Genomic DNA, 12,476 nt, shown 5'->3' with positions numbered 1-12,476 from the left:
ACTATCACGACACCCCCCTGGACCGCTTCGACCGCTGGCGCTCCGCGCTGAGCCCCGATCTGCCGCTGGCGATCCCCACCACCCCGGTCATCGTGTCTCCGCAACGCTGGGGCCGAGTTCCACGGACCTTCCTGCGCTGCGCCGACGACCGGGCGTTGCCGACGGCCGTGCAGGATCTCATGATCACGGAAGCCGACCGGGCCATGCCCGCCAACCCCTTCACCGTCCGCACCCTCCCCGGCAGCCACAGCCCCTTCGCCGCCCGGCCCCGTGAACTCGCCAAAACTCTGCTGCCATAAGCGGCGGGCGCCCCGCGCTTGGCTCGTGGCGAGGATGCTGGCAGAGGTCTTCACATTCTGCGCGTCGATGACGCAGGCCAAGGACTCGATGTTGTGGCCCTCCTGCTCGCGGACCAACTCTCGCAGCAGGCCGCTGAGATGAGCGAAGGTGCCGTTCCTCTGCCGCTGGGCGAGGTGGCCGTAAACAGGGTTTCCGCCGGGGGAGCCGTGCGGCAGGCAGCGCCGCTGCACGACTCACCTGTGTGGCCCACCGTGCGGCAGGCAGCTGCGCTGCACGCCTCGAAGCGACCTGTTTCGGCGCCCTCTCTATGGGCGTGCCTGCGTGGGCAGCGTGAGGATTTCGGCTCCGTCGTCGGTGATGGCGATGGTGTGCTCGCTGTGCGCGGTCCGGCAGCCGGTCGCGCTGCGCAGCGTCCAGCCGTCGGCGTCGGTGACGAGTGTGGCAGTGTCGGCCATGACCCAGGGCTCCAGGGCGAGCAGCAGTCCGGGACGCAGCTTGTACCCGCGGCCCGGCCGTCCGGTGTTGGCGATGTGGGGGTCCTGGTGCATGGTCGAGCCGATGCCGTGGCCTCCGAACTCGGTGTTGATCGGGTAGCCCGCCTCACTGAGAACCGTGCCGATGGCGTGGGAGAGATCCCCGATGCGCGCCCCGGGCTTGGCGGCGGTGATGCCGGCGGCGAGGGCACGTTCGGTCGTCTCGATCATGGCGACGCTCTCCGCCGGCCTGGCTTTGCCCACGAGAAAGCTGATCGCGGCGTCCGCGGCCACCCCGCCCCGGGATACCGCGAGGTCGAGAGTCAGCAGATCCCCGTCCGCCAGGGTGTAGTTGTGAGGCCGCCCGTGGAGCACTCCGTCGTTGACGGCCGTGCAGATGTAGTGCCCGAACGGGCCGCGCCCGAAGGAGGGTGCGTAGTCGACGTAGCAGGAGTGTGCTTTCGCCTCGGTGATCATCTCTTTGGCCCACTGGTCGATGTCCAGCAGGTTCGTGCCGACCGTGCTGCGCTGCTTCAGTGTGTGCAGGATGTTCCCGACCAGGGCGCCGGTGTCCTTCGCTCGCTCAAGTCGCGCGGAGTTCAGGATCTCAATCATGGGGACCTCGCATGTGTTTCCAATAACTATACCGGTGTAACTGTACCGGTATTAGAATGGGGTCATGGTCAGGTTGCCGCTCACTCCCGCCGAGGTAGAACGCGGACAGCGCCTCGGCGCGCTGCTCCGTCGGGCCCGGGGCTGCCGCTCCATGCTGGACGTGGCGCTCGCTTCGCGCATCTCGCCGGAAACCCTGCGGAAGATCGAATCCGGCCGTGTGGCCACGCCTGCCTTCCCGACGATCGCGGCGATCGCCGACACCCTCGGCCTGTCTCTCGACGCCGTCTGGGCCGAGATCGAGAGCGGTCGGGCGGAGCGAACCGTGGGGGATGAGCCGGGCCTGCCTGCCGTGCGGCACCGATCGCTGGTTTCGTAGCACCCACTCGACGTCCAGTACGGCATGAGCCGGCGGGCTTGGTCGCGGCTCTCGCCAAGTCTCTTCAAGATCGGCGGTGCGGAGATTGCTGATCCTGTCCTCTCCGGATCCGAGAACGTGGATGTGGATGTGGATGTGGATGTGGCGATCAGGGTCTTCAGTGCGAAGGGGGCCCTGGCTCCGCGGCCCTCGACTTCGCCGAGTGCGACGGCCGCCGGAACCTGGTCCAGTTCGCGGTGGAAGCTGGTCGACCGGCTCGCCTCCCGGATCGCGGAGATCGCCCAGTACGAACTAGTCGAGATCGTCCGGAGTCTCATCGCCGGAGCCGCGGAGAGCGACCAGTGCTTGCGGCAACTCGATGCCAAGGTGTCGCATTCGAGGCTCGGCGACCCGATCTTCCATCCCCAACCGCGCTTCGGTACGCCTCGGCCGAGCAGATCGCCGAAGAAGCCCTCAGATACCGGCCGATCGCCCTGTGAACGGCGAGGCAGGCCAGCAGGCGGCAACACTGATCGGAAACCAGGATGGGCTTCCCCTGGGGCTTCGGCGGGCGGCCGGAAAGAGATACCGACCTCGCAAGTTCATAGACCAACCCGCCGCCGTCAGGAGCTTCGGTTTGGTAGACATCCATGGGTCCGAGGAATGGCGACCGCCGGGATCCTTCTCGGCGAAGCTTTGCGGTCGGACGACGGCACCGGGTGCGAAGGCCACCCTGTAAAGGGCGACATGCAGTCAGCTGCGGCGCGGGGGAGTGAGCGACGCGCGCTGGCCCTGCGCCGCCCCCTCGGCGGGGGGTCGTTGTCGATTTGTGGGCTGGCCGCTTTGGATGGATGCGTACCCAAGGGCGCCTCAACACCCGGTCAGGGCCGTCCCATGAGGGGGTAAGAGTTGCGCAGGTTGCCAATTGTTCACCTCCCGGTTCTACTCGCATAGACCCCGCCGGTGGTGTCATGCCGTCAGTCGCCCGGCCCACGACGCCGAGCACCGACCGACGGAGCCCCCACATGCAACGCATACGTCAACTTGCCGCCGCATCCTGCGCGTTGACCCTCGCCACGGCAGGGCTGGTCCTTTCGACCACCACCGCGCACGCCGCCCCGGCCGCCGCCTGTTCGCAGTCCTACCTGCCGCTGCCCGACCCGGTCTGTCAGCCAGGCGCCTACAACCCGGACGTCACCCAGGCGACCATAGGGTCCACGATCTGTGTCTCCGGCTGGACCAGCACCGTCCGCCCGCCGACCTCGTACACCAACCCGCTGAAGGTCCAGCAGATCACGGCCTACGGTTACAGCGACACCTCCACCGCCGACTACGAGGAAGACCACCTCGTCCCTCTGGAACTCGGCGGCGCCCCCCGGGATCCGCGGAATTTGTGGCCTGAGCCCCGTTACAGCACGGGCGGGAAGACCGCGGGCAACAAGGACACCGTCGAGAACAAGCTGAAGACCGCGGTCTGCAACGGCCAGGTCGGACTTGACGACGCCCGCCACGCCATCGCCACGGACTGGACAACCGCGCTGTCCGTCACGGGCGTTGGTTAGATCTGTACGGCTAGATCTGTACTGCCGATCATGTTCCTACTCCGGGTCCGTGTCGTTTCCGTGGGCACGGGGTCTGTGGACATGGGGCCAGGTGATCTGAGCGCTGCTGGGTGGAGTTCTGGCAAAGAGCGTGGGGAGCCGTCACAGAGGGGTACTGCGGTGTGCGAACGAGGCGACCGCATCATTTGGAACTGGCCCGATTCCTGGATACGAGCACGGCGAGCTGGTGCAACCGCCGACATACTCAGCTCCCGCTGGGTCGTTGACTTGAGGGATGACGCGGTCCAGGACCTCGACGCAGCTCTGCGGCAAGAGGCCGTTCTGCGCATCGAACGTCTGGGCCCCGAACTCGGCAAGCCGCACCGCGGTCTGCACCTGCTCGGTTGATCGCGAACGTGCCCGTCCTTCACACTTCACGCCCTGGCACTATCGCCTTGCGCTGCTGAAGCAGGAGCAAACTTGCGGAGTAGCTCGAATCCGGCTCGCCCGTAGAGCTGCCTCCTGATCCTCCTGATGCGGTTCACGGCGCCCTCGACGCTGCCAGAGCTCCACTCCACGGTGAGTCCGGCTGTCACGGCGTCGAGGGCGCGGATCAGGTGGAGTGCCGAATTGGTGAGGTGTCCAGTCGCCTGGGACGGGGCCGGCTCTCGCTGAAGGTGTTCCGCCGGCATGCGGCATTGGTATACCGGAGCGCGGAGTTGAGACCTCCCAGCCCAGATGCCGGGTGATCGCCCCCGGGCGAGAGGCTCTGGGCGAGGACCTCGTGGACCAAGGCGTGTGCGGCCTTCTTACGCTCGGCCCGTCGGCCAGCAGGGGCTGAATCGTGGCGACGGGCAGTGTCGGCGGCGACCGTGATGGCCATGGGCGTCATGACGCTGGGCGCCCTCGCCCCGCCCGTCTCCGCTGCCGATTCCGGCTCGTCGGCCACTGCCGCCACCTCCGCGGACGCGGTTCAGCAGGCCCTGAACACCCTGGTGCGCGACGACGGGATGCCCGCCGCGCTGGCGAGCGTTCAGGGCCATGACGGTCGCACTCGCACCTACACCGCAGGGCTCGGTGACCTGGCCACCGGTGCACCGGTGCCCGTCGACGGGCAGGTGCGGATCGGCAGCAACACCAAGACCTTCGTCGCGGTCGTCGTCCTCCAGCTCGTCGCCGAGCGGAGGGTGGATCTCGACGCCGACGTCGACAGTTACCTGCCCGGCCTCGTCCGCGGGGAGGGCATCGACGGACGGCACATCACCCTCCGCCAGCTTCTCCAGCAGACCAGCGGACTCCCCAACTACAGGGACTACCTCGGGGACGACGTCAGGTATTACACCCCCCGCGAATCGCTCGGTACAGCCCTCAAGCACCCGGCCGAGTTCGCCTCCGGGACCCGGTGGAGATACAGCAACACCAACTATGTGCTCGCTGGGCTGATCGTCCAGGAGGTCACCGGCCGCCCCCTGGCCGAACAGATCGACCGACGCATCATCAAGCCCCTCGGGTTGCGCCACACGTACTTCCCCGCCCCTGGGGACGCGAGCATCCGGGAGCCCCACCCCCACGGCTACTACCGGGAATCGGTGGATTCGCCGCCGCACGACATCACGGTGATCGACCCCTCCTGGGGCTGGGCGGCAGGCCAGATGGTCTCCACCGGTTCCGACCTCAACCGCTTCTTCAGCGCACTCCTGGCAGGCCGTCTGCTGCCCTCCGCCCAGCTCGCCCAGATGCGGTCCACCGTCCCCGCCGAAGCGACCTTCGGTCCCGGCTCGCGCTACGGACTCGGACTCGTCAGCAGGCCGCTGCCGTGCGGTGGCCTTTCCTGGGCCACGGCGGCAGCTTCCCGGGGTACGAGACCCGGGGCGGTGCCACCGACGACGGTCGCACCGTCAGCATCGCAGTCACCCTGCAGCTCGCCGACGGGGCGACCCGGAGGAACCTCGAAGGCGCGGTGGACACCGCCCTGTGCCGCTGAACCCCGCCGAGACCATCCCGTGAAAGCGGCCGACAGGCCCGACACGACAGCGGGCCCGTCGGCCTGGACGGCGACGTGCGGCAGTTGTCACCGAGGTGTCGTCCTTCGCCGCGTGATCTCTGTTCAGACCAGAGTGGTGATGCAGAACGGGTGGCCGGCGGGGTCCAGCAGGACTCTCCACCGGTCGGGCTGGGGCTGGGTGGGAGGCTCGACAGCGCCCAGGGCCAGCAGATGAGCCTGCGCGGACTCCAGGTCGTCGACGCCCAGTTCGAGATGGGCCTGCTTCTCCTGCGAAGGGTCCGGCCAGGTGGGAGGCCGGTAGTCGGCCAGCCGGTTGAACCCCAGTCCGGACGAGCCCTCCTGCCCGAGCAGGACGAAGTCGTCGCTGGAGTAGGTGATGGGCAGACCGAGGGCGTCGCTGTAGAAGCGAGCCAGTTCGGCAGGGTCCGGGCAGTCGAACGTAACGGCCGAGTAGCGGATCACGGGTGTGGAGGTGTCTTCAGCGCTCATGAGGAAGACGCTATGACGGGATCAGGACAGAGCCGGTCCTGGTCATGCGGAACACTTGGGAACGTGATCAGCACATCCGCCCGTCTGCTACGACTGGTCTCGCTGCTGTCCGCGCGCCCGTCGTGGACCTGCCGTGAGCTGGCCGCCCAGCTGACCGTCACCGAGCGCACGGTGCGACGGGACATCGCCAGGCTCCGGGAACTCGGTTACGGAGTCGAGTCCGACCCCGGACCATGGGGCGGCTATCGCCTGCGTGCGGGAAGCCGGGTGCCGCCGTTGATCCTCGATGACGAAGAGACACTCGCCGTGGCGGTCGGGCTGCGCGAGGCCGCGCTGAGCGGCGTTCTCGGCGGCGACCAGGCCGCCCTGTCGGCTCTGCTGAAGCTACGTCAGGTTCTGCCCCGCCGGATCGCGGACCGGCTGGGCGAGATGGACACCGCCTTGGTGCACACCACGAGGCTCGACGAGCCGCAGATCGCGCCCGGCATGCTGTTGGAACTGGCCGGAGCGTGTCGCCGAGGCGAGCGCAGCCGCTTGGCGTACCGCGATCGGGAAGGGAAGGCCACGGCCCGGGACGTCGACCCGTACCGTCTGGTGCACACCGGACGTCGTTGGTACTTCGTCGCCCGGGACGTGACACGGGATGAGTGGCGTACCTTCCGGGCCGACAGGGTCGGCCGGATACAGCCGACAGGGCACCGGGTGACATTCATCGACCCTCCCGACCCGGCCCTGCTTGTCTCCCGCTCCATGGCGAGGGGCGCCTACCCGCTCTACGTGACGATCCGCCTCGCGCTCCCTGTGGAGCAGGCGCTTCGGCTGATCCCGCCGACGGTCGGCACCCACCGGCCGGAGGGCAGTGACGCCACGATCGTCGAAATCGGCGGCCCCGACGCGGACGGCCTCGCCAAGTACCTCCTCAGCCTGGCCACACCGCTGCGCGTCCTGTCACCGGACGACGTACGGGCAGCGCTGCTGCGCCGTACCCGGGACCTGTTCGAGGACAACGCGATCGGTCAACCCCAGGAGAGACACGGGGACAGAGACACGTGGGACCAGGCATCTGAGAAGAGTTCGGCTTCTTTCGGCCGAAGCGATTGACGGTGCGTCAGAAGGATTGCGGGCGGGGGCCGTAGAGGCGGCCGCCCCGCCCGGACGCGGGCGCCCGCCAGACGGCCCCGGGTGAGCGGGTGCCGTGTGGCGGGCGCGGAGGGAATGCGGTGTGGGCCTTGCCGGCCGGTGTGTCAGCCGACCAGCGTGTTGTAGATCCCCCAGCCGGTGCCGACTTGGAGGCGGGTGGCGAAGGGGGCGGTGGGGTTGCCGGTGCCGCGGTAGAGCCACAGGTTGCCCGAGGGGTCCCGGGCGATCAGGTCCGCCTTGCCGTCGCTGGTCAGGTCGGAGGTGCCGACCAGCGTGTTGTAGATCCCCCAGCCGGTGCCGATCTGGAGGCGGGTGGCGAAGGGGGCGGTGGGGTTGCCGGTGCCGCGGTAGAGCCACAGGTTGCCCGAGGGGTCCCGGGCGATCAGGTCCGGCTTGCCGTCGCCGGTCAGATCGGCCCCGCCGACCAGCGTGTTGTAGATCCCCCAGCCGGTGCCGATCTGGAGGCGGGTGGCGAAGGGGGTGGCGGGGTTGCCGGTGCCGCGGTAGAGCCACAGCTTGCCCGAGGCGTCCCGGGCGATCAGGTCCGCCTTGCCGTCCCCGGAGACGTCGCCTACGCCCACGATGCTGTTGTAGATCTGCCAGCCGGTCCCGGCCTTGATCCGCGTGGCGAAGGGAGCCGCGATGTTCCCGGTGCTCCTGTAGTACCACAGGGTCCCGGAGGGTTCCCGCGCGATCAGGTCACCGGTGGCGTTGGCGCGGAATCCGGACAGGTCGATCAGGGCGTCGTAGGCCTGCCAACCGCCCCCGATCCGATAGCGGGACAGGAGCGGGGTGCCGGCCGCGCCGCTGCCCTGGTACTGCCAGAGCGTGCCGGCGCTGTCGCGGGCGAGCAGGTCGGAGCGGGTCGCGCCGTTCGCCGGCCGGGTGCTGGAGATCTGCTGCACATCGTCGGCGCGGACCCAGGCGAGGCGGTGGTTGTAGCGGATCGGGATGAACTTCGTGGTTCCGGTGACGAGTTTGTGGTCGCCGGGTGCGCTGTTGTCGTAGTTCATCGCGTAGAAGTAGTCCCCGGCCACGGCCGGACCGGCGGGAACGTAGGCCTGGCCCGCCTTGATGGCGTACTTCGCCAGCGCCTTGTCGGTGTCCTTCTGGACGGGCACCTGGGTGCCGGTGTAGTCGGCGGTCTGCGGGTAGGACCTGCCGTACACGGGAATGGAGGCGCGGCCGGCCTTCGGAGTCACGACCGGTTGTCCGGTGCTGCCGACGGGGGCGGTGCGCTGGCCGCCGGGATTGTAGAACCAGCCCTGCTTGCCGCCGTACCAGATCGCCGTCCAGTCGCCCTTGACCGCGGCGATGACGTAGCGGCCTCCGGTGACGGCCTTGGCGGCCCAGTCCGGGCCTTGTGTGGTGCCTGTCGCACCACCGCGCAGATACGGATCCGCGATCAGCGGTGAACTGGTGGAGGCGTCGGAGTAGAGGTAGAGGAAGTTCGCCGGGTGCGGTGCCTGCGTCGTGCAGGCGGGGGTGCAGTACACGATGGTCGGCTGGTTGGCTGTGGTGAACGGCGGAGCGATGGTGATCTCCTGGCCGGCCGCGACCGGGCTGCCCGCACCGCCGTCGCCGGTGGGCGCCCCCATCAGGCTGAAGTAGTGGTTCCAGTCCCAGTACGGGCCCGGGTCCCAGTGCATGCCGGCGACGTTGGCGTCGAGCGGGCCGGGCACTTCGTCGTGACCGATGATGTGCTCGCGGTCCAGCGGAATGTTGAATCGGGTGGCCAGGTACTTCACCAGTGCTGCCGACGATTCGTACTGGGTCTCGCTGTACCAGCTGCCCGCCTTGATGGCGTAGCCCTCGTGCTCGATGCCGATCGAGTGCATGTTGAGGGTCTTGTTGCCTGCCTGCCAGGCGGTGTCCTTGGTGGGAACGAGCTGGGTGACCAGGCCGTCGGAGGCACGGATGAGGTAGTGCGCGCTGGCGGACTGCGTCGGGTCCTGGAAGACACTCAGCGAGCTGTCGTAGCCGCCCTCGGTGTCGTGGATGACGATGTAGCGGATGTCGACGCCGTCGGCGGGACGGTTGGTGACGTCGTAATTGCCGTAGTCCGCCGGGTCCTTGCTGTTCTGTTTGAACGCGGCGGGCCGGAAGTCACAGTTGAGCCCCGCCGGGCACTCGGGCGTCGGAGCGACTGCGGTACTGGCGAACGTCGTGGCCAGTTTCATCTTCGTCGGCTTGACGGGAGTGACCGACCGGTCTGCGGCCAGGACGACCCGCTGCCCGTCCGCCGTGACCCGGCTGCTGCCGCGGTTGATGGTCTGGAAGACCCGCTGCGTGAAGAGTTGGGCGCCCTTGGCGTCCGGGGCCTGACTGTAGCGGGCGACGGCCGCGTACCACTGGCCCGCGTCCTTCGGCAGCGAGCCGGTGGCCTCCTTCTCGTACGAGGCCAGCAGCGCCGCGCCGCCCCGTACGCTCTCCGCGCGGTCGGTGCGCAGCGCGTCGGCCGACGTGCCGGTCAGTTCGGCTGCCGTGTCGAGCGTGTGCAGCCGGGGATCGGCGGTGTCCGCCTGGTCCTTGCCGGCCTGTAGGGCCCGGGCCGGATTGAACTTCTTCATCCGGGCCGGATCGCCGCTCATGTTCAGGTGCGACAGCCGCTCCGCCCGGGTCGGCTCCTCGACGTCCTTCGCCGTCACCTGGGTCAGACCCATGACGTTGTAGTTCCCGGCCGTGCTGGGCTGCCCCTGGTGCGTCTCCCACCGGGTCAAGTGGTACGAGACGCCCATCAGTACGCTCTGCGGCACGTGGAACTCCTGCGCGGCGGCCGCGAACTCGCGCTGGAGTCCTGCGGCGGGATCCAGCGCAGCGGCCGCGCTGCTGGACGGATCCGCCAGCGCGTACGTTCCGATGGCCGCCACGGAGCCCGCGATGAGCGTCGCTGCTATGCCGATGGGAAGAGCCTTCCCCGACCGGCGGTGTGTACGAGTCAACGACCTGCCTCGATCTTCCGGCGCATCACGGCGCCCCCCTATGTGTCACGTCTGAGACACCAGGACGCTAGCAGCGGGGAACACGAGTTGAGATCAAGTGCATCTGGTTGGGGCCGGGTTGCGGGCCACCTGGCAGTCGCCGCGGGCAGTCGCGGTGTCGGTTTCGGCAAGCGTGGTGTCCGATTTGCCATCGATCGTTCCTTTGAATTCCCTGTGGAGGGGTTGGTTCCGGCCCTTGGGTAACGATTCGATATGTGCAGGCGTCGTGAAGATCCACAAGTCCGTTTTGTGGGCACCAGGGATCTTTTGGTCCTCTATAAGGTCCGGGTCGGATGGTCCAACTACTGGGCCCGGCAAGGTAATCCCGATGCAACAGCAACATCGTCAACATTTTCGCGAGGGGAATGCGGGCGTTGTTCACCTCGAACATCGCCTTCCACACCCCCGCATCGGCGTCTGGCAGGAGAAGTGGCGTGATCAACACCGTTCCCCCGCAGGAGGAACGCGGAGCGCCGGCCACCGCCGTCATGCTCGTCGTGTCGGCGTTCCCAGCCCTCCTCGCACTCCTGCCACTCGCTCTCAGCGGGGCGCAACAGCTCCTCGCGGATCCGACGTCCACGCACAGCGCGTCCGCCGGAATCGGGGCCGTGATGCTCATCGCGGCCGTCCTGCCCTTCGCCGGCGCGCTCGCCATGCTGGGGTACGGGCGGGCCCGGCTGCCCAGGGCCACGACCTGGGAGGCAACGGCCGCGGTCATGTTCGTCGCAGGGCTCATCGGCTGTGGCATCGCCATGTTCTACGCGGCGTGACCGCCCCACCCCGCACTCGGACCGTCCGGCAGAACACTCCGGCGACGGCCCGCGCGGCCGGCGAACACTGACCGTCTCCGGGCGGCTGCCGTCAGGCGTCACCCATGTCGTGGGTCGGCGTACCGGGTGCAGGGCCGTCTCCATGGGACGGGTACGCCTGACGCTGGAGTTCCGGTGACGGTCGTTGCAACGAACGTTGTTTCAACGGCGATCAGCGGGCTCCCGGTCACCGCGCCCCGACGCCGGACATCCTGGAATGCCTTTTCTTCCCAGGGGGAGAAACCGCATCCCAGGGCGTCCTGTCAGCTGGTGGGGTGGAGGTAGAAGGCTTCGTTGTCGGCGGGGTAGGGGAGGGGGCCGTACTGCTGCTCGTACTGGATGACGGGGGTGCCGTCCGCGGTGCCGTTGCCGGCGACGTTCAGCAGGTACTCGGTCCTCTCGTCGGTGATGGTGGTCAGGTTCGGGAACAGCGGGAGTGGGTGTTCCAGGACGAAGTTCTGGGTGTCGGTGGTGGGGCCGTGGCGGTGGCAGTCCCAGATGTTCATCTGGGCGCCTTCCTTGCTGGCGGCGCCGTTGTCGACGTCCATGCATTTGCCGCTGTTCACGCTGACGATGCGGTTGGACCGGTTCTGATAGCCGTCGGGGCGCAGGGTCCATTGCTGGTTGGTGCCGTTGTCGGGGTGGTAGAGGATGATGTGCGTCCCGTTGGTCTTGCGGGCCTGGTAGACGTCGAGGACGCTGCCGTTTCCTCCGTTGTCGCCGAGGGTGAAGCGGGCCGGGCCGGCTCCGGCGCGCAGCGCGGAGAACGTGATGGGCCAGTGATCACTGCCGCGGGGGTTTCCGCGGGCTGCCTGCCAGTTCTGGGTCAGGACGTTGGAGACGGCGTAGTCGAGGCGTCCGCCGCTGAGTTGAGTGGGCCCGCCGCTCTCGTAGATGTGCGCGTTGGCGGGAATGCCGGTGGTTCCGCCTACGGGCAGGGAGCGGGGCGCGCGGTTGAAGTCGCCCAGGACGACCCAGTTGCCGAGGGCCAGTTGTCGGCTGCGGGTGGCGACGCGTCGTACGAGGGAGGCGGCGTCGCCCCCTCCGCTGGCGCTGGCGTGGATGGACGCGAACAGCGTGTTGTCCGCCTGGCGTACGACGCCGAGAGCGGACCGGTAGACCCCGGCGATCTCCTCGACCCGGTCGGGCCGGAACGAGGTGATCATGGCCGGGTTCACACCCCGGGCCGGGTTGGCGCCTTGGTAGAGGATGTACAGGAAGCGCTCACCGCGGGTGCGGGTGGCGGGGATCCGGTAGGCGCGGATGTTGCGGCCGATACGGCCCAGCGACACCGATCCGGCCGGCGGTGTGACGGATGCCTCCTGCAGGGCCACGACGCTCGCGTTGTCCGAGAGGCCAAGGGCGTAGGTCCAGCGGCCGGAGGCGCGCTGCATGTTCCAGGTCGCCATCCGGTTGCTGTCCGGCGGCGCCGCTGACGCGGTTCCCCCGCCGACCAACAGGAAGGCGGCACACAGAGCGCCCACGACCACAGTGATCAGGCCCCGCCGGGCACTCTCGCGCCGTACGGCTGTCGCTGGTTTTACTTCTGGATGCTGCATACACGCCACTGTCCTGCCGCCCCGCCCACAACGGCAGGTGCATTCAGGGCAGTTGTCCGGAACGGGTGCAGGGCTCGGCCAAACGCCACGACGGGAAGGCGCCAGGCAAGGATCTCCTGCTCGGTCCAGTCGGTCATGCAACAGGCCCCGGGTGGTAGAGCGTCGAACGCCGCCGGAGGGGCCGTCGCATGCGATCGAGGCGCAACGCC

8 protein-coding genes and 2 pseudogenes are annotated in these 12,476 nt (G+C 68.4%); 6 read left to right on the top strand and 4 right to left on the bottom strand.

All coding sequences use genetic code 11. The features are described from left to right. A pseudogene (locus ACFYNP_RS29880) lies at nt 1-299 on the top strand (alpha/beta hydrolase); the annotation flags it as partial. 306 nt (nt 300-605) lie between these two features. Here ACFYNP_RS29880 and map read toward each other — a convergent pair. Further along, the gene (map, locus tag ACFYNP_RS29875) at nt 606-1,388 is read right to left on the bottom strand and encodes a type I methionyl aminopeptidase (protein WP_388789794.1); all 783 of its coding nucleotides are present in this window, start codon (nt 1,386-1,388) and stop codon (nt 606-608) included. A gap of 64 nt (nt 1,389-1,452) precedes the next feature. Between map and ACFYNP_RS29870 the strand changes: the two genes are divergently transcribed. The 3 genes and pseudogenes from ACFYNP_RS29870 (at nt 1,453) to ACFYNP_RS29860 (ending at nt 5,268) form a co-directional block, all read left to right on the top strand. Beyond that, nucleotides 1,453-1,764 carry a helix-turn-helix domain-containing protein gene (locus tag ACFYNP_RS29870; protein ID WP_388408548.1) on the top strand — a complete coding sequence of 104 codons (312 nt, stop codon included), beginning with the start codon at nt 1,453-1,455 and terminating at the stop codon, nt 1,762-1,764. Nucleotides 1,765-2,768: 1,004 nt separating this feature from the next. Next, entirely contained in the window at nt 2,769-3,305 is a 537-nt protein-coding gene (locus ACFYNP_RS29865) for a hypothetical protein (RefSeq protein WP_388789791.1), read from the top strand. A gap of 869 nt (nt 3,306-4,174) precedes the next feature. Next, nucleotides 4,175-5,268, top strand: a pseudogene (locus tag ACFYNP_RS29860) (serine hydrolase domain-containing protein). A gap of 123 nt (nt 5,269-5,391) precedes the next feature. Here ACFYNP_RS29860 and ACFYNP_RS29855 read toward each other — a convergent pair. Continuing rightward, on the bottom strand, nt 5,392-5,778 hold the full coding sequence (locus tag ACFYNP_RS29855; protein WP_388789789.1) for a VOC family protein: 387 nt from the start codon (nt 5,776-5,778) through the stop codon (nt 5,392-5,394). A 63-nt stretch (nt 5,779-5,841) separates the two neighbouring features. On the opposite strand from ACFYNP_RS29855, the gene ACFYNP_RS29850 reads away from it, so the two are divergent. Continuing rightward, the gene (locus ACFYNP_RS29850) at nt 5,842-6,879 is read left to right on the top strand and encodes a helix-turn-helix transcriptional regulator (RefSeq protein ID WP_388789786.1); all 1,038 of its coding nucleotides are present in this window, start codon (nt 5,842-5,844) and stop codon (nt 6,877-6,879) included. Between the two features lie 143 nt (nt 6,880-7,022). Here ACFYNP_RS29850 and ACFYNP_RS29845 read toward each other — a convergent pair whose 3' ends face one another. Next, nucleotides 7,023-9,788: an N-acetylmuramoyl-L-alanine amidase gene (locus ACFYNP_RS29845; protein WP_388789783.1), complete on the bottom strand. Its 2,766-nt coding sequence runs from the start codon at nt 9,786-9,788 to the stop codon at nt 7,023-7,025. Nucleotides 9,789-10,333: 545 nt separating this feature from the next. Between ACFYNP_RS29845 and ACFYNP_RS29840 the strand changes: the two genes are divergently transcribed. Continuing rightward, nucleotides 10,334-10,669, top strand: coding sequence for a hypothetical protein (locus tag ACFYNP_RS29840; protein ID WP_388789781.1), 336 nt, complete (start codon nt 10,334-10,336; stop codon nt 10,667-10,669). 302 nt (nt 10,670-10,971) lie between these two features. Here the strand turns inward: ACFYNP_RS29840 and ACFYNP_RS29835 are convergent, their stop codons facing one another. Next, nucleotides 10,972-12,192: an RICIN domain-containing protein gene (locus tag ACFYNP_RS29835; RefSeq protein WP_388789778.1), complete on the bottom strand. Its 1,221-nt coding sequence runs from the start codon at nt 12,190-12,192 to the stop codon at nt 10,972-10,974. Nucleotides 12,193-12,476: the final 284 nt, after the last annotated feature.

Source organism: Streptomyces sp. NPDC006691 (assembly GCF_042869955.1).
In the GTDB taxonomy this organism is placed as follows: domain Bacteria; phylum Actinomycetota; class Actinomycetes; order Streptomycetales; family Streptomycetaceae; genus Streptomyces.
The sequence above is the reverse complement of the archived record's forward strand: the minus strand, read 5'-3'. Positions and strand labels throughout refer to the sequence as shown.